Annotated in this window: 21 protein-coding genes; 12 read left to right on the forward strand and 9 right to left on the reverse strand. The window is 67.4% G+C overall.

The window, feature by feature from the left end:
* Positions 1-15 precede the first annotated feature (15 nt).
* Positions 16-216, reverse strand: coding sequence for a hypothetical protein (locus tag J1M86_RS23440; RefSeq protein WP_206511573.1), 201 nt, complete (start codon positions 214-216; stop codon positions 16-18).
* A gap of 80 nt (positions 217-296) precedes the next feature.
* Positions 297-1,649 carry an MFS transporter gene (locus tag J1M86_RS23445; RefSeq protein ID WP_075838044.1) on the reverse strand — a complete coding sequence of 451 codons (1,353 nt, stop codon included), beginning with the start codon at positions 1,647-1,649 and terminating at the stop codon, positions 297-299.
* 41 nt (positions 1,650-1,690) lie between these two features.
* Between J1M86_RS23445 and J1M86_RS23450 the strand changes: the two genes are divergently transcribed.
* On the forward strand, positions 1,691-2,233 hold the full coding sequence (locus J1M86_RS23450; RefSeq protein ID WP_206511574.1) for a hypothetical protein: 543 nt from the start codon (positions 1,691-1,693) through the stop codon (positions 2,231-2,233).
* Here the strand turns inward: J1M86_RS23450 and J1M86_RS23455 are convergent.
* Positions 2,230-2,463 carry a hypothetical protein gene (locus J1M86_RS23455; RefSeq protein WP_269418842.1) on the reverse strand — a complete coding sequence of 78 codons (234 nt, stop codon included), beginning with the start codon at positions 2,461-2,463 and terminating at the stop codon, positions 2,230-2,232. The genes J1M86_RS23450 and J1M86_RS23455 overlap by 4 nt on opposite strands.
* A gap of 185 nt (positions 2,464-2,648) precedes the next feature.
* On the opposite strand from J1M86_RS23455, the gene J1M86_RS23460 reads away from it, so the two are divergent.
* Positions 2,649-3,200: a hypothetical protein gene (locus J1M86_RS23460; RefSeq protein ID WP_206511575.1), complete on the forward strand. Its 552-nt coding sequence runs from the start codon at positions 2,649-2,651 to the stop codon at positions 3,198-3,200.
* Here the strand turns inward: J1M86_RS23460 and J1M86_RS23465 are convergent.
* On the reverse strand, positions 3,197-4,603 hold the full coding sequence (locus tag J1M86_RS23465) for a PLP-dependent aminotransferase family protein (RefSeq protein WP_206511576.1): 1,407 nt from the start codon (positions 4,601-4,603) through the stop codon (positions 3,197-3,199). The genes J1M86_RS23460 and J1M86_RS23465 overlap by 4 nt on opposite strands.
* Between J1M86_RS23465 and J1M86_RS23470 the strand changes: the two genes are divergently transcribed.
* The 10 genes from J1M86_RS23470 to J1M86_RS23510 all read left to right on the forward strand — a co-directional run bounded on the left by J1M86_RS23470 (position 4,602) and on the right by J1M86_RS23510 (position 8,952).
* A complete protein-coding gene (locus J1M86_RS23470) occupies positions 4,602-5,564 on the forward strand; it encodes a DMT family transporter (protein WP_206511577.1) in 963 nt (320 codons plus the stop codon). The genes J1M86_RS23465 and J1M86_RS23470 overlap by 2 nt on opposite strands.
* 133 nt (positions 5,565-5,697) lie before the next feature.
* Positions 5,698-6,276, forward strand: coding sequence for a hypothetical protein (locus J1M86_RS23475; RefSeq protein ID WP_206511578.1), 579 nt, complete (start codon positions 5,698-5,700; stop codon positions 6,274-6,276).
* Between the two features lie 133 nt (positions 6,277-6,409).
* Positions 6,410-6,535, forward strand: coding sequence for a hypothetical protein (locus tag J1M86_RS26765; protein ID WP_274611734.1), 126 nt, complete (start codon positions 6,410-6,412; stop codon positions 6,533-6,535).
* 27 nt (positions 6,536-6,562) lie between these two features.
* Complete coding sequence (locus J1M86_RS23480) at positions 6,563-6,901, forward strand: hypothetical protein (RefSeq protein ID WP_206511579.1); 339 nt, start codon at positions 6,563-6,565, stop codon at positions 6,899-6,901.
* A gap of 148 nt (positions 6,902-7,049) precedes the next feature.
* Entirely contained in the window at positions 7,050-7,433 is a 384-nt protein-coding gene (locus J1M86_RS23485) for an STAS domain-containing protein (protein WP_206511580.1), read from the forward strand.
* The gene (locus J1M86_RS23490; RefSeq protein WP_206511581.1) at positions 7,430-7,582 is read left to right on the forward strand and encodes a hypothetical protein; all 153 of its coding nucleotides are present in this window, start codon (positions 7,430-7,432) and stop codon (positions 7,580-7,582) included. The genes J1M86_RS23485 and J1M86_RS23490 overlap by 4 nt, the downstream gene beginning before the upstream one ends.
* 46 nt (positions 7,583-7,628) lie before the next feature.
* A complete protein-coding gene (locus J1M86_RS23495) occupies positions 7,629-8,036 on the forward strand; it encodes a hypothetical protein (protein WP_206511582.1) in 408 nt (135 codons plus the stop codon).
* A 24-nt stretch (positions 8,037-8,060) separates the two neighbouring features.
* Positions 8,061-8,264, forward strand: coding sequence for a helix-turn-helix transcriptional regulator (locus J1M86_RS23500; protein WP_206511583.1), 204 nt, complete (start codon positions 8,061-8,063; stop codon positions 8,262-8,264).
* Positions 8,265-8,351: 87 nt separating this feature from the next.
* Entirely contained in the window at positions 8,352-8,522 is a 171-nt protein-coding gene (locus J1M86_RS23505; RefSeq protein ID WP_206511584.1) for a CsbD family protein, read from the forward strand.
* 79 nt (positions 8,523-8,601) lie between these two features.
* Positions 8,602-8,952: a hypothetical protein gene (locus tag J1M86_RS23510; protein WP_206511585.1), complete on the forward strand. Its 351-nt coding sequence runs from the start codon at positions 8,602-8,604 to the stop codon at positions 8,950-8,952.
* Here the strand turns inward: J1M86_RS23510 and J1M86_RS23515 are convergent.
* The 5 genes from J1M86_RS23515 to J1M86_RS23535 form a co-directional block, all read right to left on the reverse strand.
* Positions 8,936-9,598, reverse strand: a complete 663-nt coding sequence (locus J1M86_RS23515; RefSeq protein ID WP_206511586.1) for a hypothetical protein — start codon at positions 9,596-9,598, stop codon at positions 8,936-8,938. The genes J1M86_RS23510 and J1M86_RS23515 overlap by 17 nt on opposite strands.
* A complete protein-coding gene (locus J1M86_RS23520) occupies positions 9,595-11,205 on the reverse strand; it encodes a polysaccharide biosynthesis tyrosine autokinase (RefSeq protein ID WP_206511587.1) in 1,611 nt (536 codons plus the stop codon). Before J1M86_RS23520 ends, J1M86_RS23515 begins: the two co-directional genes overlap by 4 nt.
* Before the next feature lie 68 nt (positions 11,206-11,273).
* Positions 11,274-12,140, reverse strand: a complete 867-nt coding sequence (locus J1M86_RS23525) for a cyclopropane mycolic acid synthase family methyltransferase (RefSeq protein ID WP_206511588.1) — start codon at positions 12,138-12,140, stop codon at positions 11,274-11,276.
* Positions 12,137-21,850, reverse strand: a complete 9,714-nt coding sequence (locus J1M86_RS23530) for a non-ribosomal peptide synthetase (protein WP_206511589.1) — start codon at positions 21,848-21,850, stop codon at positions 12,137-12,139. Before J1M86_RS23530 ends, J1M86_RS23525 begins: the two co-directional genes overlap by 4 nt.
* A gap of 222 nt (positions 21,851-22,072) precedes the next feature.
* Entirely contained in the window at positions 22,073-22,576 is a 504-nt protein-coding gene (locus J1M86_RS23535; RefSeq protein WP_206511590.1) for a sugar transferase, read from the reverse strand.
* Positions 22,577-22,582 lie beyond the last annotated feature (6 nt).

Below are 22,582 nucleotides of genomic sequence, written 5' to 3' on the forward strand. Positions count from 1 at the left end.
GGCGAACAACAGCCCCTACTCGCTCGGCTGGGGCAGGTTGCACTCCTCGATTTCAGGGTTGACGCCGAAGTAGTTCAGCGGCCCGGCCACCACGGTCAGGGCGATGGTCCCGACGCCTGCGCAGTTCTCCGGCGCGCTCGAGGCGTACCCGCGCTGGAACACCGCGAAGGCTCCGATGATGAGCCAGACGACGATGATGAAGGTGATGATTCTCATGGCGTTACCCCTCCCCGCGGCCGCCGATCGGCCACGCGCTGGCCAGCTGGTTACCCCGGGCTCGTCGGTGACAAACCCGTTCAGGCGTCGGCCTTCTCGGTCAGCGTGTCCAGTTCGCGTCCCTTGGTTTCGGGCGCCGCGTAGGCCATCCACACCACTGCGAGGACGACGAATGCGGTGACCATCGCGAAGGTCAGCGGCAGCCCGAGGATCGGCCACATCACCGAGCCGAACAGCAGCGGACCGAAACCGGTGGCGATGCGGCTGACCGAGGATGCGTAGCCGAAGCCCGACGCCCGCAGCGGTGTCGGGTACAGCTCGGAGACGTAGCAGTACAGAACGGGGATGGCGACCTGGATGACGAATCCGAATACCGCCAGCCACAGCAGCACACCCGATCCGACGTCGAGCATCACCGCGAACAGCACGAGCGCGCCGCCGGCGAGCGGGGCGGAGATGCCGATGACCCATTTCCGTCCGACGACCTCCACCAGGTACGCCGACAGCGCGACACCGAGGATCCCGACCGCCGTCATCAACGTCGTCCCCGCGAAAGCGGCGAAATCGTCGTAGCCCTGCTCGCGCAGAATCGACGGCATCCAGCTCAGCGCCGCGTAGTACAGCAGCATGATCGAGACGAACAGCAGCCAGGACGCGGAGGTGATACGCGGGCTGTAACTCCACAGCAATTTCAGCTGGGTCAGCGGAGACCCTTTTGCTCTGGTTTCGGCGAGGATGACGTAGTCCTGCGGCGGAGCGGCGGTGCGGGCGACCATGTCGTCGATGACGGCTCGCGCTTCCGCTTCGCGGCCGGCCTTGGCGAGGTAGATCGGCGATTCGGGGATGCCGCGTCGTACCCAGAACAGCAGCAGGGCCGGCAGGATCATGAACAGCAGCATGATGCGCCAGCGGATGTCGCCGTCGATGGGCACCAGCAGGGTCGCGACGACGCCGCAGAGGGTGGCGCCGATCGGCCACCATCCGTCCATCGCGGAGAGCACCTTCCCGCGGATCCGACGCGGCGAGAACTCACTGACCAGCGCGTAGTCGACGGGGATACAGCCGCCGAGCCCGAATCCGGCGCAGAACCGCAGCAGTACGAATATTTCGAAGTTCGGGGAGAATGCCCCGAGCACCGAGAACAGCGCAAAGATCAGCAGTGTTGTCGCGAATGCGCGTTTGCGGCCGAACCGGTCGGCGATCGTCCCCCACACGACGGCGCCCACCGCCATGCCGATGAGGTTGCCCGTCGCAACGAGACCACGTTCGGTTTGTGACAGATCCCAGTAGGTGCCGAGCAGCGGCGTCAGGAAACCGTTGAGTGCCACGTCCCAGGCGTCGAACATGAATCCGAGGCCGCCGATGATGAAGATGCGACCCTGCACGGCCCATTTCCACGGGAGCTCCTGGACGATCTGTTCACCGGTCTTCACTGGCGAATCCTCTCACCGGGTATCCCTATAGTGTCGTCGACATGCGAACCCCGGTGACGCTGCTACTGGCGGCGAGCCTCGTACTCGGCGGTTGCGCGAGCGATCCGCTGCCCGAGGCGCCGACGAGGCCGGAGGAGGTCCGGTTCGCATCGGGGTCGATCGGCGTCGGAACATCCACCTCGCCGCCGGAGACCCATAATGCCCGCCTGGACGCGGTGCGGATCGACGACGGCCAGGTGGTGCTGACGTTCGCCGGGGACGGGACGGTCAACTACGTCGGGTGGTACGTCGACGAGGCCCGCCCCTACAACGACGCAGCCCAGACCCACAACGACACAGCCCGGCCCCTCGAGACAGCCCGGCCCCTCGAGGTGCCCGGCGCGTCGATTCTGCAGCTCGATCTCATCTCCTCGGTCGCGCCATCCGAGAAGGCAGTGCGGCCCACGTCGGACGGGGACATCTCGGTGCGCGTCGCGGCGCCGCAGGACGGTGTCGTCCAAGTCTTCGTGGGGATCGCGGCGGATCGACCGGAGTTCACGGTGAGCACGGGACCGGATGAACTCACCGCCACCTTCGCGAACTAGTGCAGCCGTTTGAGCACCCGGCTCGGCACCCAGTGCGTCACGGTTTCGCAGCGGTCCTTGGACATGAGCTGGTACGTGACGCGCCCGATCCAGTCGCCGTCGACGGTCATCGACCATTCGGTGAGGTCACCGGGCACGACGGTGCGCACGTCGAAGCCCTCGGCGGTGTAGCGACCGCTGTGGTGCGGCGGGTGCGGGTAGAGCACCGACAGGTCGATCAGTACTTTCACCGCGGGTGTGAGCACCTTGAAGGGACGGCGCGAGTCCGCACCTCCGTTCGAACCATTCACCCTCACTATTCGACCATACGTTCGAATGACTGCAGACTCAACGCGGCCTCGAACTCGACATCGCGGCACAGAGCTGTGACTGTGTATACCGACCCGCCCGCCCGTCAGTTTGGAGACCACTCACCATGAAGCCCCAGCGTCGCCCGATCATCGTTTTCGCCGCCGCCCTCACCCTGGGCCTCGCAGGCTGTGGATCGGACGGCGGATCGGACGGCGGATCGGACGAGGGTGCCGAGGCCGCGAGTGGCGGCGACCTGTGCGCGCAGCTCGAGAACATCTCCAACTTCGAGATGGAGTCGCAGTCCTCGGCTGCGATCGATCCCGGCGACTGGCCGGCGATGCAGGCGATACTGCAGGAGTACGGGGACGGGCTCTCCGAGCACTACGACCCGGCCATCGAAGCGGCCGAGGATGATCTCGCCGCCGATCTGACCACTGTGCGCGACGCCAGCGCCCAGGTGACCGAGCTGGTCACCGAGTCGCCCTCGTTCGAGGAATACCAACAGCAGACCGAGGCGAGCATCGACGTCGAAACATTCACCGCGGCAACCGATGCCAGTGCTCGCATCGATCAGTACACACGGGCGAACTGTGATTTCGCCAAGCAGCAAGAGCCGCTCGACGCCGAGCTCGAGGAACTCCCCGGCCAGCAGCTACCGGAGCAGCCGGCGGGCTAGCAGCGAGCGATGATCTCGCCCAGCGCTCGCGCCGCGTCGGGAAAGGTGCCGGGGTTGGGGCCCGCGTAGGTCAACCGGAGGTATTTTCCGGTGGCCTCGGCGGGGAACCAGTCGCTGCCGGCGCCGATGATGACACCGGCCGATCGGCTTTCCTGAACGACCCGGTCCATGTCCACGGCGTCCGGGAGCTGCACCCACAGGTTGATCCCGCCGCGCGGGACCGCCTCGATGTGCACCAGCGGTGCGTACTCACGGAGCGAGTCCACGAGCAGGTCCCGACGGCTCTGCAACTGGTGACGAAGGTTGCGCAGGTGCGTCTTCCACGACGGGTGGGTGACGACGTCCAGCGCGACGGCCTGCAGGATCCCGCTGACGTACATCGAGTGGACCTGCGTGTCGGCGAGGATCCTCTCGTGCGCGGGTCCGCGGGCGATCACCGCCCCCACTCGCACCGCAGGTGAGACGCTCTTGGCCAACGATCGGATGTAAACGACGTGGCCGGCGTCGTCGCGGGCGGCCAGTGGCGTCGAATCGGCGGTGATCCCGAAGTCGTGCATCGCGTCGTCCTCGATGAGAAACGCGGAATGCTCGCGCACGATGCCCAAAACCTGCTCACACAAAGCATCGGACCACTGCGCTCCCGTCGGGCTCGCGAAGTTCGGTTGCGCGTAGAAGGCGCGGGCACCGGTGCGCTCGAAGGCCCGCGCGAGCTCGTCGGGGTCGGGGCCGCTGAACCCGCTCGGCACCGGAATTACTTCCACCCCAGCTTGTTCCGCGGCCAGAATGGCACCCCAGTACGTTGGTGATTCGACCAGCAGGGGCCGTCCGATGCCGACGAGCGTACGAAATACCGTGCTCAACCCGGCTTGGCTTCCCGGTTGCACGACGACATCGCCGGGCGCGGGCGGTGTGACTCCGAGCGGTACGGCCGATCCGAGTTCGGTTGCGAACCATGCCTGTAGCTCTCCGAGGCCGGCGGCGGGAGGTCGGTTGATGACTGCGTCGGATCGGGCTGCGCGTGTGAATGCCGCGCGAACGAGGCGTTCGGGCAACAGCTCTCGGTCCGGGTAGCCCGAGTGCAGTGCAATGACGTCGTTGGGCGCGCTCTGCAGCGCGGCGGGCATCTTCGGCATTCGGTGGCCCGGCGTGGCGAGTGCGCCGGTCTGCCAGCCGTAGTCGTTGGGTCGCGCGGTGCGCACTGTTCGAACGAATGTCCCGACGCCCGGCCGGCTCTCGACCAACCCTGCCGTGGCGAGTGTCCGCAGCGCCTTCTGCACGGTGACGGGGCTGGCGGCGTGCCGCTCGACGAGGGATCTGGTCGACGGCAGTTTCGCCCCGGGTGGTGCTGTGGATATCCAGCTCCGCAGCTCTGCCGCAATACGCGCACTGCTATCGTCATACATGACACAGCAGAGTAGCGCTACTCTCTCGCAGGCGCCAGTGGTACTGCAGCGCTCAGGCCTCGCCTGGGGACTCCTGGGCGTCACCGCCTTCTCTTTCACCCTCCCTTTCACCAGCATGGCCGTCGCCGGCGGCATGTCGCCGATGTTCGTCGGGTCGGCGCGCGCCGTCCTCGCCGCTGTACTGGCCGCGGCCGCCTTGATGCTCACCCGCCAGCACCTGCCCCAAGGAGTCCAGTGGCTGCGACTCGCCGTCGTCGCAGCAGGCGTGGTCGCGGGCTTTCCTTTGCTGACCTCCTTCGCGCTGGAGACGGCTCCGGCGGGTCACGGCGCCGTGGTCATCGGGCTCCTCCCCGCCGCCACTGCCGTCGCCGTGGTGATCCGCACCCGTGAGCAGCCGCCGCGGGCGTTCTGGGTCGCAGCAGGTGTCGGCGCCCTGGCCGCCATGCTGTTCGCTCTCGCTGCCGGGGGTGGCGTGAGCGGGCTGCACTGGTCGGATCTGCTGCTCTTCCTCGCCGTTGTCGCCGGCGCCGTCGGGTACGCCGAGGGAGGGTTGCTCTCCCGCGAGCTCGGCGCCTGGCAGACCATCTCCTGGGCGCTGGTCGTCGCGGCACCGTTGATGGTCGTGCTTGCCGGCACCTCCGTCCTCGACCGGACTCCCACCGGCACCCCGGGCACGTGGGCCGCGTTCGCGTACCTCGGGGTCGTCAGCATGTTCCTCGGCTTCTTCGCGTGGTACCGCGGACTGTCGATCGGCCCGATGACGCGGGTCAGCCAAGTGCAGCTGGTCCAGCCGGTGATGACGATCTGCTGGGCAGCACTACTGCTCGACGAGCGAGTGACCTGGCTGACGGTGGTGGGCGGCGTGGCCGTGATCGCCTGCGCAGCCGGGGCCGTCGTGGTGCGGTCGTCTGCGGTTCGGTCGTCCAACCGCGACGCACGCAGGGAATCGGCATCGAAATGATCCGTCAGGACGTATATCGCGGCAGAAACAGCGCCAACGACCGGAAAGCCCCTGACGAGAACGGCTTTGACGTGATGTAGATCCTAGGAGAGTGTGCTCGCGTAAACCTCCGATCGGGTATCGTAACCACATCGTGACAACCGGTCGGTTCGGCCGGGGAGGACATATGGAGAACCACTTCTTCCGACATCGTTCGGCCGCAGCGCTCGCTGTGCTGGCAGCTGCCGCGATGCTCGTGGGGGCCTGCAGTCCCGACGCCGACGGCCCGGCCTCCCCCACCCGTGTCCCGACGACCGCTGCGACAACGACGGTTGCGACGAGCGTTCCGCCGACCGAGCCGGTGCGGAGTTCGCCGCCGCTGATTCCGCCGAGCAGCGTCGCCTCGCCCGAGCCGACGGGTGCCATCTACGTCCCGCCCGAGACGCCCGGCCCGGTCACCTGCATCGATTGTCAGCCGACGGTGGAGCCTGTCGCCCCCACCGCGACAGTCCCGCCGCGCGCGGTCGACTCGCGCGGGTTTCCGCTGGGCACGACGTGTGGGCCCGTGTCGTGCACGTCACCCGATGGCGTGATCTTCGGCAATCCCGACGTGATCCCGCGCCTCGGTACGGAGGACTATCAGTGCACCGGTCCGGAGTGCTCGCCGTTTTCGATCGTGCCCGGCCCGATGCTTCCGTCCACAGGCAGCATGACCGAGATGGATATCAATTGATCCAAGCCGGTAATGATGTGCGTCACGCAGCAAAGCGCCCGTTACGCCGCTGACGTTGCATATCCGGCCACGCGAGGGCAGCGGGTACGGTTTTCGGCCAGCACATTTCGGGGCCGAGCGGGATCATGTTGCAGTGAACAATCGCGGCGCCCCTCGCCCTCCCGGTTCGAATCATCCAGCTGAGATCGCCGCCGTCGCCGTACTGGTGGTGCTCGTCGTGTCCGCTCTGGCCGCAGCCGCCGCGACCGGGCGTCTGTAGCGCTGGTCCACTGCTAGGGTCGGGCGCGTGTTCAGCCGCCAACATCCAGTACTGAGACGAATCATCCTCGCCGTCGTATCGATCTGCGCGGTGTTCTTGTTCATCAACGGCGTGATCGAGGGCGACTGGCTCTCGGTCGGGCTCAGTGTGGTGGGTGCAGGGTTCCTGCTCGACAGCATGCGCCCAGGCCGCAGAGGCAAGGATCTGGCGCGGGTGGATCCCGAGACGGTGCCGTGGGATGCTGTCGCGTCGGCGATCGCGGCAACCGACAGCCGCATCCCGGCCATCAAGTTGCTGCGCCAGCACTACCCCGGCCTGGGCTTGAAGGACGCGAAAGACCTGGTCGACGCCCAGCTCCCGACCTGAACCGAGTAAGCAATTCACCGTTACCATTCCGCGATCAATAGGTGACATTTCCGAGATCTTCTCATTCTGGCGAAGTTACCTTGCGCTGACACAGTTGCTGTCAGTCGGCATTTGACCGACAGCACGTTCTCGACGCAAGGAGTGCACGATGATCACTGCAGCCAACCCCCTGTCTTTCGGCTCTACAGCGATGTCATTGGACGAAGCTCCCCGCTACACGGTCGAGGTCGAGTCCTACTCACCGAGCTACTCCATCCTCCGCGCGTCCGGTGATCTGGATATGAGCTCGAAGGGCGAGCTGCTGTTCGAGGTGGACCGCGCCCTGTCTTCCGGCACCGACGTCGTACTGGATCTGTCCGCTGTGTCGTTCATGTACTCCGGGGCCGCCAACGCGGTCATCGACGCCGCCTCGGCTTCCGATGGGCGCGTACACATCTTCGCCCCCACCCGCCCGGTAAGGATGATTCTCGATGTCCTCGGTGCAGCCGATCTCGTCGTCGATCACCTCCCCACGCGCGGGAGGTCGTTGTGAGCGCCCCGAGCCCGGACCGCATGCCCGACAACACCGGGCACGAGAATCACAGGGAACCCGAAACCCTCGACCGCGCGCCCAGGCCTTCGTTTCTGCAGATGTTCCTCGAAGCGCGGCCCCCGCGCGAGGACTCTCGATCCACCGACTGATCCGCACACCGCCGATGTATAGTGTCCTATACATCAAGGAGGCGGTATGACGGTTCGTTGGATTGCGGCGTGCGCAGTGGGGTTCGCCGTCGCGCTCGTGGTCTCGGTGTCGGCGTGGCTGTTCTCGCCTGTCGCTCCCGCCGTTTCCGCTGTCGCTTTCGGAGCCTGCGCGCTACCGCCCGGCCTCGCGCTCGGGTGGCTTCTCTGCGTTGCACCCACCAACTCCGCCTATCGCGCCGACTCCGACGGTGATGTCGAAACCCACTGGATCACAGAAGCTCTCAGCGGAACCGCTACCGACCTGGTCGTCGTCATGGGTCTCGGCCTGGTGGCCGTGTCGATCACACGAGCCGATATCCCGACGGTTATGCTCCTGACCGCGTTGATACTGCTGGCGTTCGCCTCCTGCACGACGCGCTACGCGGTCCAGCGTCACCGCGCACTGTCTGCATGAAAAACCCCGCGTGAAAAGCCCCGCATGAGAAACGATGTACGACGCCGGCGCATCGAAAAGGGCTGGTCTCAGGCAGAATTGGCCGAACGCATAGGCGTGACCCGCCTGACGGTCATCTCCATCGAAAAGGAACGCTTCGACCCCAGTCTGCCGGTCGCGTTCCGCATCGCATCGGCTTTCGCCTGCTCCATCGAGGACGTCTTCCAGCCGAACACCGAGCAAGCGTGACTCGCCCCACATCGGCGTTTGTTTTCGGCGCCGAGGACCGACTTACAGTGTGCAAGTTGCATTCACACAATACGGAGAGGTGCAGACATGAGCTTCATCGACAAGGCGAAGAACACCGCAGAGGACGCACTCGGCAAGGCCAAGGAAGTTGTCGGCGACATCACCGACAACAAGGACCTCGAGGCCGAGGGCAAGGGCGATCAGGGCTCGGCGTCCATCAAGAAGGTCGGCGAGAACATCAAGGACACCTTCAAGTAGTTCTCGCCCTCGAACGGGCCACCGGCCGCACCGCCGACAAGCACCACCCAGTCGGCCTCGGGGTGAGAGAATCGGCGCCATGAGTATGTTCCAGCGTGGCGCCGGTATGTTCAACACCCTGCTGCGGCCGGTGCTCGGGGCACCCGTCGTCGGGAAGTTTCTCTCGGGCTCGCTGGCGGAGGTGACCTATGTCGGCCGTAAGTCGGGCCGTCGGGTCGAGCTACTCGTCGCCTACAAGCGGCGCGGCGACGAAGTCCTCATCGCCGTTGCCATGCCCGACAAGAAGACCTGGTGGCGCAACTTCTACCCCGACGGCGGCCAGATCGGCATCGTGCTGGACGGTGTCTTGCGAACCGGACGCGCGCTCGCCCACAAGGACGGCAAGCGTGTCACCGTGAAAGTCGAGCTCGACCCTATCGAACAGGCGTGAAACCTGCCCCCACCCCGCCTCTGGCGTTCAACCGCGCCAACGACTCCGACGCTGAGGCGTACACCGTCGGACCCACCACGGGCACGGTATCTGCGTGGCTGGCGATCCCGACGAGCGTCGTCCCACTCACCAACGCCCCACCCGAGTCGGCCCACAGCGTGGGCGTCGCGGTGACGATGTCGGTGTCGGCGCGGACCTCGAGCACGCTCCCGCAGGTGATCGATGTCGCGGCGCCGCTCTTGCACACCTGTTGTCCAGGCGCTGCCGGTCCGATGTCGGTGACCGTGACGCCGCCGGTCGATGCCACCGGGATCACTTTCTCGGGGTCGAGTTCGATGACCCCGTAGTCGGGTCCCCAGTGACCGATTACGGTTTTTCCCACCGGCCCGGCCGCGGGGCTGCCGATCAGCGTGACCGGCAGGCCGGGTGCGAGCACGCAGTGCCCGGCCGTCAGTCCGACCAGCCGCCCGCCCGAGTCGTAGCCGACCGCGGCGAACGAGCACGCCGTGAGATCGTCGATTCCCCCTGTCGTGACGTATCCGGTGCCGGGGCCGACGAGAACGCTCGGCGCCGAAGCGGCGGGCGCGGCACCTGCCAACCCCAACCCCAACCCCAGCGAAACTCCGAGAAAGATCCCAACTCTCACTTGCGGTACCGTCGGCCGCCCGGCGCAGCACCCGGAGTGCTTTCGGGAGTGCTCGTCTCGGGTGCGCTCGTCTCGGGTGTGCTCGTCTCGGGCGGCGGCGTTGTTGTTGCGCCGTACGTCGGCCGCGCGCTGATGCCGTTCCCGTTCCTGTTGCCGTTCACGGGCGGCGGCGCCGAGGCCGGTGCCGTCGGTTCGGAACCGTTCCAGGCCGTCGAACCGGGAACAACAGGGTTCGGCGTCTGACGCGGAATCGTCTTGTCGGTCTCGTAGTAGTACGAGTAGTTGTCGCTGCCCTTGCGTCCGCTGGGAGTCATGGTGAACACCGCCCCGAGGACGTGGGCGCCGATCTTCTCGAGGTTCTCCACCGAGCGGGTCACCTCGGCTTCGCTGGTGTGACCGAACCGCGCGATGACGAGTGCGCCGTCGCTGTGGGTGGTCAGCAGCGCCGAGTCGGTCACCGGGAGCAGCGGTGCGCCGTCGATGATGACGTAGTCGAACTTGCCGCGGAGTTCGTCGATGACGCGGCGCGAGGCCTCCGACCCGAGCAGCTCGGACGGGTTCGGCGGCAGTGGTCCCGAGGCGAGCACCTCGAGTCCTTCGAAGCTCGACGGCTGCAGCACATCGGACAGTTCGGCCTGCCCGGCGAGGATGGTCGAGAGTCCGACGGAGCCGATGAGGCCGAGGTACTTCGACACTCGTGGGCGGCGCAGATCGCCCTCGACGAGCGCGACGTGGTGACCGGCCTCGGCCAGTACCAGCGCGAGGTTGACCGCGACGGTCGTCTTGCCTTCCATCGGCACTGCGCTGGTGACGACGATGACCCGCGGCGGGTGGTCCACTTCGAGGAACTGCAGGTTGGTGCGCAGTTCGCGGAACGCTTCCGCGCTGGAGGATCGCGCCGTGTCGAACGAGACCACCGCGCTCTCCTTGAACGACTTGTCGAACGGGATGGATCCGACGACTGCGGTCCTGGCGGCAACTTCCAGCCGCGCCCGGCTCTTGATGGTGTTGTCGAGCCGGTCACGCAGCACTGCCAGGGCGATGCCGAGGAGCAGGCCGACGGCTGCACCGAGGGCGAGGTTGCGGGTCGTCTTCGGGCTGATCGGCGTCGAGGATTCCTGGGCCTGCTCCACCACACGCACACCGGCAGCAGGGGCGCCGCCGTCCTCGGGGGTTTCGAGTTCGCGCACCAACGTCGTCAGCTGCGTCGCGAGGGAGTTCGCGATGTCGCGGGCGAGCGCGGGTGATGTATCGACGACGGAGATGTCGAGCAGGACGGTGTCCGGCGTCGAGGTCGCGGTCACTTTCCCAGAGAGTTGCCCCGGGGTCAGGTCGAGGCCCAGATCGTCGATCGTCCGCGCCGCGAGGGTGTCCCCGGTGACGAGTTCGGAATACGAGGCCACGCGCTGCTGGGAGAACAGGTTGCCCTGGTAGCTCTCACTCACCGAGGATCCGCCCGAGGTGGAGACGAACACGCGGCTCGACGACTCGTACGTCGGCGTCGTCAGCAGGGACACGGCTAGCGCCCCCAGCACTGCGACGGCGACGGTGACGACGATGATCATCCACCGTGCGCGCAGGATGTGAAGGTAGTCCTGGATTTCCACGTGGGCTCCCTAATCTTTTCGGTGACGCTGTAGAGAAATTGGTGTGGTGCTCGGGCTGTCGGGGGCGGTCATGGCGGACTCGCTGTCAACGTGAACTGCACGACGTCGATCCGTTTGTCCTTGAATCTCGAGGAGCACCCGGTGAGGTAGTGAATGTACCGGTCGTAGTTTTCCTCGGAGGACACCTCGATCGCTCGGTCGCGGGCGGCGACGAGCCGGTCGGTCCATTCGTCGAGCGTGCGCGCGTAGTGCGGTCCGAGGGCGTGTTCGCGTTCGACATGGAACCCGGCCTCGGCGGCACGGGTCATCACCATCTCCGATTGCGGTAGTTGCCCGCCGGGGAAGATCTCGCGCATGATGAAGCGGACGAAGTGTGCGTCCTCGCGGGTGAAGACGACACCGCTCGCGAGCACCTCGGCCAGTGGCCGCATGACGATGGTGTGCAACAACATTCGACCATCCGCAGGCAGCGCCGCGTGGAACCGGTCGAAGAACGCCGAATACCGTTGCCGGCGGAAATGTTCGAATGCTCCGATGCTGACGATGCGGTCCACGGGTTCGTCGAATTCCTCCCAGCCCTGCAGCCGGATCTCGACGCCGGGTAGGTCGGCGACGAGCTCTCGTGCGTGGTCGTACTGGTTGCGGCTCAGCGTCAGTCCGATGACCTCCACGTCATGTTTGCGCGCCGCGCGTCTGGCGAGAGCGCCCCAGCCGCAACCGATATCGAGCAATCTCATGCCGGGTTCGAGGTCGAGCTTGCCGAGCGCGAGATCGATCTTGGCGGTCTGCGCCTGCGCGAGGGTCATATCCTCGCGCTCGAAGTACGCGCAGCTGTAGGTCATCGACTCGTCGAGGAAGAGCTGGAAGAACTCGTCGGAGAGGTCGTAGTGTGCGCGGACCTTGTCGACGTACGGCATCAGTTTCGGGGTGTTCATGAGGCGACACCTTCCCTGACGTGCGTGCCGATCACTCGGCCCAGTGCGCGGGCGCCGGCGCTGCCCAGCATGTCCTCGTGGGCGGCGTCGATCTCGCGCACCGAGATGTGCCCGCCGATGCAGCGCTCCCACCCCGTGGGAGGTGCCGACCCACGAGCGGCGACGTACACCACATCACCGTCGAAGACCCGCGGGGAGTACTGCGCAACCCACCGGGACGCCATGGTGACCGGGTGGAACATGCGGGTCAGATGCTCGACCGTCAGGAACGTCAGTTCACTGCCGCCGGAACGTACTCCGGAGACGATCTCCTCGAACGTCGACCCGGCGACCCCGAGCTGACGGCCCAGATCCTCGACGCTGAACTCGGCGGCGTCGGCAGGGGCGGACAGGTGGGCGTCGACGAGTACGAGCTGCGCGACGTCCTGCAACCGGGCGGCGACGGCGTGCGCGATGACGCCCCCGAGCGACCAGCCGAGCAGGTGATACGGACCCCGAGGTTGCACGGCTCGGATTTCGGCGGCGTAGCGGTCGGCGAACTCGTCGATCGAATCGGGCGGGGTTTCACCGTCCGCGATCCCCGGCAGCTGCAGGCCGTACACGGGGCGATCGGTCTCGGCGAGCAGCGAGTAGTAGCTCCACGCGATGCCGATGGCCGGGTGGATGCAGAACAGCGGCTCCCGGTTTCCGTCACCGCGCAGCGGCAACATCACATCGAAAACACCGGCTGCGCTGTCGATCTCGGAGTCCGAGTCCAGTTGCGCCGCGAGCGAACGCACCGTCGGGAACTGCAGTAGCCACCGGATCGGCACGGTCCGCCCCAGCTGCTCGCTGAGCGCATCCATCACCCGCACCACCGACAGTGAATGCCCACCGAGGTCGAAGAAGTTGTCCTCGGCGCCGATCCGATCGGCGTCCAGTTCCAGTACCCCCGCGAACGCTGCCCGGACGGCGAATTCCAGCTGGGTCGACGGCCGTTCCGGGGTCACCGAGGGCGGCGTCGGAGCGGGCAACCGGCTGGCATCGATCTTCCCGGACATCGACACCGGCAGCGCGTCGACTCTGGTCACCGTGCTCGGCACCATGAACGAGGGGATGGCGCGCGCGAGCCGCTCCCGGACCGCGCGGGGATCGACATCCCCGACTACGTAGGCGGCCAGCGAATCCTCCCGCCCCACCACACATGCTTGTTCGACGCCGGTACTGCGCAGCAGTTGAGCTTGCACCTCGGCGAGTTCGACGCGGTGGCCGCGGATCTTGACCTGCGAGTCGACCCGTCCGAGGAATTCCAGTTCGCCGCCGCTCCAACGGACCAGGTCGCCCGTCCGGTAGAGACGCCCCGCCCCGGTGGCGATATCGGGGACGAACCGCGCCGCGGTCGCACCGGGTTGCCCCAGGTATCCCTCGGCCAGTCCGGGGCCGCCGAGGTAGAGCTCGCCGACGACGTTCTCCGGTACCGGCCGCAACCGGGCGTCGAGCACCACGGCCGTGAAGCCGCTGACCGGACCGCCGATCGTCACCGTGTCTTGTCCATCGGATTGTTCGGTGGTGCAGGTGCTCATGATGGTGGCCTCGGTGGGGCCGTAGGCGTTGAACACTGCACGCCCGTCCGACCAGCGTTGCAGCAGTTCGGAATTGGCTGCTTCCCCGGCCATGATGACCACCTCGACCGACGGCGTCGCCGACGGGTCGGTGATCTGCAGGACTGTCGGCGTCAGGCACACGTGCGTCACCGCAGTCTCGGCGATGAAGGCTTCGAGTTCGCGTCCGGCGTAGATGCCGGGCGGCACCACCACCACGGTGGCCCCGGCACCGAACGCGAGGAACATCTCGAACAGCGAGGCATCGAACCCAGGCGACGCGAACTGCAGTACCCGCGAACCGGTCCGGACCCCGAACAGCTCACGCTGGCTGTGTACCAGGTCGGCGAGGCCGCGGTGGGTGACCCGGACGCCCTTGGGCACCCCGGTCGATCCGGAGGTGTAGATGACGTAAGCGGTGTCGTCGAGGTGTGCCGCCTGCACGCGAGCAGTCGCAGCTTCCCCAGACTCCGAGATACCGGTGATGGTGATGACGGGCGCTGCGCGGGTGATCATCTCCTCGATCCGCTCGGCAGGCAGCGTCGGGTCGATCGGCAGGTACGCGGCGCCGCTCTTCGCGACGGCCCACAGTGCGGTGACGAGATCCGCCGACCGCGGCAGTACGACGGCCACCACCGTTCCCGGCTCGGCACCTTCGCGAATGATCTTCTCCAGCAGCATGTTCGAGCGCCGGTCCAGATCCCGGTAGGTGAGCTCGGTCGTACCGTCGACGACGGCGGTGGCGTCCGGCCATTGCTGCGTGGCCCGCTCGAGCAGGGTGCGCAGGGTGTACTGCTCTGCGACTCCCTCGCGGGTTACCCCGCTGCTGCCGGTGCCCAGGAACTCTCGGCTTCCCAGTGCCGCGGTCGGCTGCTGGGCCGCGAGCTGCAGCACCTCGGTGAGCCGCTCGGCGAGGCCGACGCACACCGAACGTTCGAATCGGTCAGCCGCATAGGAGATTCGGCCCGTGAGTCCGTCGATACTGTCGTCGACGACAACCTCGAGATCGAACTGGTTCTCCCCGGTCTCGATGCGCTTCGGTGTCGCCGCACCGGCGCCGAGGTCGAAGGACGGCGACTCGGTGCCGCCGACGGCGAGGAGCACCTGGAACAGCGGGTGGGCGTCGACGGTCCGCGTCGGCGCCGCGGCGTCGACGACCCACTCGAACGGCACCGCCGAATGCGCGAAGGCGTCCAGGTCGCGGCCGAGCACCAGGGCGACGAACTGCTCGAATGTCAGCGACGGGTCCACCGGGGTGCGTAGCACGACGGTGCCGACGAACATGCCGACGAGCTCATCGAGTGCGGGGTCGGTGCGGCCGGAAACCGGTGTACCGATGGCGATATCGGCGGTGCCGCTGGCCTCGGCGAGCACCGCGGCCAGCGCTGCGTGAACCACGACGAACACGGTCGCGCCGAGGCGGTGCGCGAGGGCGCGGAGTTCGGTCAGCGTGGCGGCATCGATCTCGAACTGCACCGGCACCGTCGGCTCATCCGGCGTCGGAGTGCCCTGGGGCAGGTCGAGGTAGTCGGGCATCCCAGCCAGCGCGGTGCGCCAGTAGTCGAGCTGACGTGCGCCGACGGCCGCGAGGACCTCGTGCTGCCACATCCGGTAGTCGGCGTAATCGATTGCCAGTGGCGCAAATTGGGGCGCGAGACCGGCGCGTCGTGCGGTCACCGCGGTCTCGATGTCGCGGGCGAGCGGGCCCACCGACAGTCCGTCGACGGCGATGTGGTGCGCGACCACCAGCAGCCGCTTCCCGCCGGCGATGCTCAGCCGCAACGGCGGTTCGAGGGTCAGGTCGAAGCCCTCGGTGGCCGAGGTGTTCGTGTGCCGTTCGTCGAGCGAGGATACGACGATCTCGGCGTCGACGAGTGTCGCGACCGGGCCGTCGGCGCTCGATCGGTACACCGTCCGCAGTGGCAGGTGCCGGTCGATGACATCGGTGATCGCCGCGCGCAGCACGGCCCGGTCGGCGTCCTCGGGTAGCGGCAGCGTGAATGCGATGTTGTAGGCCGCCGACTCGGGATCGAATCTGTTCTGCAGCCAGATCCGACGCTCCGCCGGGGACACCTGCGTGTATTGGCGCGCCTGCGGCCGGTGGATCAGCGGAGGCAGGATATCGGGCTCGGTCAAGGTTTCGATCGCGGCGACGAGGCGGCGCGGTGTCGGTGCCTCGAACACTGTCCGCACCGGCACGTGTCTGCCGAGTGCAGCGCCGACGCGTGCCGCTGCGCGGGTCGCGGTCAGCGAGTCGCCGCCGAGGACGAAGAAGTTCGACTCGGCGGTGACGTCCGCACCGAGGATGTCGGAGAACAGGCCCACGACGACGTCCTCGGCGAGGGTCCGCGCGGCGCCCGCACCGGGGAGCTCGGCGGGGTCGGGTAGCGCAGCGGTGTCGACCTTGCCGTTCGCGGTGACGGGGATGCGGTCGATCACGGTCAGCGTCGCCGGCACCATCGACAGCGGTAGCCGATCCAGCAGCCACTCGCGCAGTTCACGGTCCTCGCCGACCACCCAGGCGAGGAGCCTGCCGTCCCGCGCGTCGACCACGGCGTCGCGCACGTCGGGGTGCGCGAGCAGCGCCGCTCGTACGTCGCCGAGTTCCACGCGTACACCGCGGATCTGAACCTGGGCGTCGCTGCGCCCGACAAATTCCAGCTCGCCCGATTCGCCGAGCCGCACGAGGTCACCGGTCCGGTACATGCGCCGGCCACCCTCGGCGGCGACGAAACGTTCGGCAGTCAGTCCGGCGCGAGCGCGGTAACCCCGGGCCAGCCCGGCCCCGCCGAGGTACAGCTCGCCGATGCCGCCGACGGGGACTCGGCGCAGCCGGGCGTCGAGCACGAGGGTGTCGACGTGGTCCAGGGAGCGGCCGATCGTGACGGGGCCGCCCGGGACGAGCGGATCGGTGAGGGTCGCGAGAACGGTCGCCTCCGAGGGCCCGTACGCGTTGAGCATGCGGCGACCAGGTGACCACTGCTCGACGACGGCGCCGCCGAGGACATCCCCGCCGACGGCGACCGTCGTGACGCAGGCAACGGGTGGCACGGTGGCGAGCACCGCGGGCGTCGAAAGATAGTGTGTGACGGCGTGTTCGGTGAGGAACTGCGCGATATCGTTGCCGTCGGTCAGCGAGGTCGGCGCGATCACCATCGTCGCCCCGGCGCCGAAGGCGAGCACCAGCTCGAGCACCGCGGCGTCGAAGTTCACCGAATAGCCGTGCAGTACCCGTGAACTCGGCTCCACGGTGTAGCGCGGGATCACCTGCTTCGCCAGCAGGTACACGCTGGCGTGGGTGACGGTCACCGGTTTGGGTGCGCCGGTGGAACCGGAGGTGTGGATGACGTAGGCGGGGTGCTCGGGCAGCAGCACTCCGATGCGGTCGGCGTCGGTCACCGGGGCGTCGCTGTGGGACTGGGCCTCCGATTCCTGCAGCCAGAGGGTGCCACCCTGATCCCCCGTGCCGATTCCCAGTGACGTCCCGGCGAGCATCTGCTGCCTGCGCAGCGCCGGGTAGTTCGGGTCGACGGGGACGAACGCGGCCCCGGCCTTCGCAACAGCCCAGAGGGAGACGATGTAGTCGGCGGAGCGTTCCAGTGACAGCGCGACGGTCACCTCCGGGCCCGCTCCGTGGGAGATGAGCAACCGCGCCAACCGGTTCGACCGCGCCTCGAGCTCCTGGTAGGTCATCGCGGTCTCGCCGTCGATCGCCAACTCCCCGCGCGCTGCCGAGCCCAGCACGTTGAGCAACGTCCCGGCCTCACCCGCCTCGGAAAACAGTAGCGGCGGCGCGAGCGCGATATCGCCCACCACCACCGACGGATCGTCCACGGCTGCGCGAAGAATGGTCAAGAAGGCGTCGGCGAAGCGCTCGACGGTATCCCGGTCGTAGAGGTCCAGGGCGTACTCCACGCACCCTGTGATCCCGTCGGCCGTCTCGGTCAACACCACAGTGAGGTCGAACTCCGAGGAGTTCGTCGACACCGGCATCACATCCACCGGGAGGCCGTCCACCCGCTCGTGCTGGGCGTTGTCGAAGGCGAGCATCACCTGAAACAGTGGGTGCCGGTCGAGGGATCGGTCCGTGGCGAGGGCGTCGACGATCCGCTCGAACGGCAGATCGGAGCGGGCGAACGCGTCGAGATCCGCGCGCCGCACCGCCGCGACGAGATCGGTGAACCGGGCGCCGAGATCGACATCCACCGCCAGGGGCACCGTCCCGACGAACATGCCGACCATCTCGTCGAGCGCTGCGTGCCCGCGCCCGGCGGACGGCGACCCGACGACGGTCCTCGCCACCTTGGAGCCACCCGATGTCCCGAACCGGCTCAGCGTCACCGCGAGCGCGGCGTGCACGATCATGAACGTTGTTTCGTTGGCCTGCCGCGCCATTCGCGTGATGCGTTGGTGCAGTTCGGCGTCGATGCTGACCGGGACGTCGGCGGTTCTCATCGACTGCACCGGCGGGCGCGGCCGGTCCGCGGGCAGCGCGGCGGGTGGGATATCGGAGTCGAGGAGGCCGGTCCAGTAGGTCGTCTGCGCGCCGGCGACGGCATCGACGAACGCGCGGTTCCACACCGCGTACTGGCTGTACTGGGCCTGTAGCCGCGGCCACGTCGGCGCGTGCCCGGCGGACCGCGCCTCGTACGCGACGGAAAAGTCCCGCACCAGCGGATCGATCGACCATCCGTCGACACTAATATGATGCAGCGCGATGGCGACGACGGTGTCCCCGGAGGGTTCCACCGTCAGCAACGCCGCCCGCATCGGCACCCCGGTGGCGACGTCGAACCCGGTTGCGGCGAGCCGGGCAATCACGGCGTCGAGTTCGACCTCGCTGACGGTGCTACGTGAAATATTCGGCAGCACAGCGTCCGTCGGCACCACCACCTGCCTCGGGCCGGCGCCGTCGTCGGGGAAGTAGGTGCGGAGCGATTCGTGCCGTTCGAGTACGTCGCGGAGCGCGGTGACGACGAGTTCGGGGTCGGTGCCCTCAGTCAGCTGCAGTGCGACGGGCATGGTGTAGGCCGTCGACGCCGAGTCGAACTGGTTGAGGAACCACATCCGCTGCTGCGCGTAGGACAGCGGCACGCGGTCGGGCACCACAGTTTCGAGCAGGTCCAGCGAGGCGGGTTGCACTGCGGCGGAGTCGATGTGGCTGGCCAACTCGGCCACGGTCGGCGCGTCGAAGAGCACCGGCAGCGTCACTCCCGACCCCAACCGGGCGACCACGCGGGTGGCGCTGAGCGAGTCGCCGCCGAGTTCGAAGAAACTGTGCAGACGCCCGACATCGGTAACGCCGAGCACATCGGCGAACACCGCGGCCACCCGAGCTTCGGTATCCCCTACCGGCGCAACATAACCGGTATCGGTGACGTTCGGCGGAAACGGTAGCGCGCGCCGGTCCAGTTTGCCACCGGGTGTCATCGGAAGCTCGGCCAGTTCGATGATCCGCTCGGGCACCATCCACGCAGGCAGCCGGTGTCGCAGCTGCGCGTCGAGGCTCGCAGCCGATCCGGTGGTGTAGCCGATCAGCCGGTCGTCACGCATGGCAACAGCGAAGCCGGTACCGGCGGCAATTTCGATTTCCCCGAGCTCGACGCGTCGGCCGCGAAGCTGCACCTGCTGATCGCGGCGGCCGAGGTATTCGAGCTCCCCGCCGATCAGCGTGCGCACCACATCACCGGTGCGGTACAGCCGCCTGCCATCCGCATCTGGGTCTGGGTCCGCGACGAACGCGGCCGCCGTGAGGCCGGGCTGCCCCGAGTAGCCGCGGGCGAGACCGTCACCGCCGAGGTAGAGCTCGCCGATCCCGCCTGCCGGCACCACCCGCAACCGGGCGTCGAGCACCACGGCGCGCACACCTGGCAACGCCGACCCGATGGTGACGGGCTCGCCGGAGGTCATCGGATCGGACAGCGTTGCGAGAACAGTGGTTTCGGTGGGGCCGTAGGCGTTGAGCATTCGGCTGGTGGGCGCACCGCCGGCGAACCGGTCGCGCAGGTCCGGCGGGCACGCTTCACCGCCGACATCGAACACCTCCACCCCGGCGAGGTCGCGGGGTTCGAGTGTCGCGAGCACCGTCGGCGAGGTGATGAGGTGAGTGATGCGTTCAGCGGCGAGCAGTTCGGCCAGAGCGGGTCCGGCGTACACGTCCGCCGGGGCGACCACGAGCGTCGCCCCCGTCGACACGGCCGCGAGAATCTCCTGGATCGATGCGTCGAACACCGGGGATGCCAGCTGCAGCACCCGCGAGGAGCTGGTGATCGGGTACTTCTCCACCACCGCGGCAGCCAGTCCGGCGAGCCCGCGGTGAGTGATGCTGACGGCCTTGGGTTTTCCGGTGGAACCGGAGGTGTGGATGACGTAGGCCTCGTTGTCCAGGTGCGCCGGTGTGGTTTCGAACTGTGGACCGACTTCGAGGTCCTCGACCGCTACCCACTCGATCGCGGCTGGGAGCGTCGGTATCGCCGACCGCTCGGCGATACCGAAAGCCACACCATCGAGCATCTCGACGAGCCTGGGTGCGGGCTCGCGCGGGTCCACCGGCACGAACGATCCCCCGGCCGCGGAGACTGCCAACGCGGCCAGCACCGACAGGTGCGAGCGGCCCAGAGCGAGCGCGACCCGAACCTCGGGCCCCACGCCGCGGTCGGCCAGATCGGCGGCCATCGTCATCGAGACGGGGTAGTCGATTCCGTCGTACCGAATCACCGCACCCGGATGCACCAGCTCCGGCAGGGTCGCCGGCCTCGCGGAGGATGGCTCGAACGACGCCCGCTCGGTCGGGGCCAGCACGTCGATATCGCCGAGGTGCGTCCCGTCCTCGGCGGCGACGAGGGTGCTGAGCAGGTCGAGGAAACGTGCGTGGTGCGTGGCCAGGTCGGCGGTGCTGTAGAGCGCCGGGTTGCCGAGGAAGTCGACGCGGGTGCTGGCCCCGGCGACCCCCGGGTAGACGTTGACCATCATGTCGTCGATGGGCCCGCTGGAGAGCACGCGGTACTCGCCGATCACCTCGCCGAGCCGAATTGTGCTGTCGTACATCATGATGTTTACGGTCGGGCCGAACGCGCCCCGCCCCGCCGCGCTACTCACACCGCCGCCGGCAGCGCGCTGCATGTCCTCCACACGGAACCGCTGGTGTCGCAGCGCGCCGGTGAGCTCCACCTGGATGCGGCGCAGCAGTTCCTCCACGGTCGCGTCGGTCCCGGCGTCGATGCGCAGCGGCACGATGTTGGACATCATCCCCGACGACGCCCGCAGCCGGGTCGTCGCGCGGCCCGATACCGGGAGGCTGAGCATGACGTCCTCGGTATCGGTCATCCGGGCGAGGTAGAGAGCGAACGCCGCGAGTACGACGGGCACATCGGAGGAGTTGTACCGGCGTGCCAATTCGGCCATAGCGGAGGTGATACCGGCGTCGAGGTCTGCGCCGACGCTCACCGACACATCGCTCGGGGCGTCGGACTGCCCGCCCGCCAACCGGGGCGCATCGGCGTGGCCGTCGAGGCGGCCCAGCCAGTACTCGCGGTCGGACTCGTAGCGAGAGGAACCGGGGTACGCGGCCTCGTAGTCGTAGATCTCCCGGACGGTGGCGGCTTTGGTCTTCGGCAGGTCGCTACCGGTCAGTAGCGCGGTGTAGGCGGCAGCGGTGCGTTCCTGGACGGAGATGGCGCCGAGCCCGTCCATCACCACGTGATGTGCGCGGCTGTACCAGAAGTAGTGCGCCTCGCCGACCTGAATGATCTCCGACGCGATGAGCTGGTCGCGGACCAAGTCGACGGGCTTGCGGTACTGCTCGTCCATGTAGGCGTGGGCGGTGCCGACCGGGTCGGTGTCACCGCGGAGGTCCCGGTAGATCATGGCGTAGGGAACGTTGCCGTCGTACCGCTGGTAGGGCCGGCCGTCGATTTCGACGATGCGGACACCGGGCGATTGGAGTTCCCGGCACGCAATATCGGTGGCGCGAATCAGAATCGATGGGTCGAGATGTCCGCGGATCTCGACATACTGGGCGATAGTGAACGGAACGTGAGGTGCGAGTTTCTGGGCGAAGTAGATGTTCATCTGGGCAGCGGACAGCGGAAAGAAGCCCTGTCCACCGGGCGCCCCTTCCACTGAAAACATCTGTTCCCCTCCTCGACGGACCGACACGTGGCCGGCACCGTCGGTTTACAGCGCGCCCCAACTACAAACTAGTGGACCAGTGGTATTTGCTCTACTCGTAGCAATATTTTCGACGGGGCAGTTTCTGTAATCACAGTTCGATATCGGTTGATTTCCCGAGTCCGAGAAAGGAAAAATGCAGAAGGCTTGTTTCGCCTTCATCACAAGAATCGAAGGAGCATTTCAGAGCTTGTAACGAACCGCGGCAATCGTGCGCGCCAGGATGGCGATGTCGCCCCCGATCGACCACGTCCGGGCGTACCTGCGTTCGATGTCTGGCCACTCCTCGCTCGTGCCCACAGACAGCGCCCACAGTCCGGTCAGCCCCGGCCGAAGACTCGGGTTCACATCGGGCGCCTCATGCAGCGGGCGCGGCCGCGGACCGACCAGGCTCATGTCTCCGCGGAGCACGTTGAGTAGCTCGGGTAGGCGGTGCAGGCTGTGCTTCTCGATGAGAACTCCCACCCACCGACCAGCGGGAATACGGAATCCGAGCAGCTCGAAGACGGTTCCACGATGGTCCAGCCGCGCCTCGGTCTCGAGCACGGGCTCACCGCCGCCCGCGCACTTGATCAACGCAGCACATCCCAGCAGCACCGGCGCGAGGGCGACGAGCAATACGGCGGCGACGAGCGTGTCGAACACAGCTTTCGCCGCCGACTTCGCCGGACCCAGACTACCGTCCACTTACAT

Origin of the sequence: Rhodococcus sp. KRD197 (assembly GCF_017168235.1) — a bacterium.
Classification (GTDB): Bacteria; Actinomycetota; Actinomycetes; order Mycobacteriales; family Mycobacteriaceae; genus Rhodococcoides.

What these genes read in the sequence shown, in the direction of transcription:
- J1M86_RS23440 (WP_206511573.1), bottom strand. Translation starts at nt 216, where the DNA reads ATGAGAATCATCACCTTCATCATCGTCGTCTGGCTCATCATCGGAGCC.
- J1M86_RS23450 (WP_206511574.1), top strand. Translation starts at nt 1,691, where the DNA reads ATGCGAACCCCGGTGACGCTGCTACTGGCGGCGAGCCTCGTACTCGGC.
- J1M86_RS23460 (WP_206511575.1), top strand. Translation starts at nt 2,649, where the DNA reads ATGAAGCCCCAGCGTCGCCCGATCATCGTTTTCGCCGCCGCCCTCACC.
- J1M86_RS23470 (WP_206511577.1), top strand. Translation starts at nt 4,602, where the DNA reads ATGACACAGCAGAGTAGCGCTACTCTCTCGCAGGCGCCAGTGGTACTG.
- J1M86_RS23465 (WP_206511576.1), bottom strand. Translation starts at nt 4,603, where the DNA reads ATGTATGACGATAGCAGTGCGCGTATTGCGGCAGAGCTGCGGAGCTGG.
- J1M86_RS23485 (WP_206511580.1), top strand. Translation starts at nt 7,050, where the DNA reads ATGATCACTGCAGCCAACCCCCTGTCTTTCGGCTCTACAGCGATGTCA.
- J1M86_RS23495 (WP_206511582.1), top strand. Translation starts at nt 7,629, where the DNA reads ATGACGGTTCGTTGGATTGCGGCGTGCGCAGTGGGGTTCGCCGTCGCG.
- J1M86_RS23500 (WP_206511583.1), top strand. Translation starts at nt 8,061, where the DNA reads ATGAGAAACGATGTACGACGCCGGCGCATCGAAAAGGGCTGGTCTCAG.
- J1M86_RS23505 (WP_206511584.1), top strand. Translation starts at nt 8,352, where the DNA reads ATGAGCTTCATCGACAAGGCGAAGAACACCGCAGAGGACGCACTCGGC.
- J1M86_RS23510 (WP_206511585.1), top strand. Translation starts at nt 8,602, where the DNA reads ATGAGTATGTTCCAGCGTGGCGCCGGTATGTTCAACACCCTGCTGCGG.
- J1M86_RS23525 (WP_206511588.1), bottom strand. Translation starts at nt 12,140, where the DNA reads ATGAACACCCCGAAACTGATGCCGTACGTCGACAAGGTCCGCGCACAC.
- J1M86_RS23530 (WP_206511589.1), bottom strand. Translation starts at nt 21,850, where the DNA reads ATGTTTTCAGTGGAAGGGGCGCCCGGTGGACAGGGCTTCTTTCCGCTG.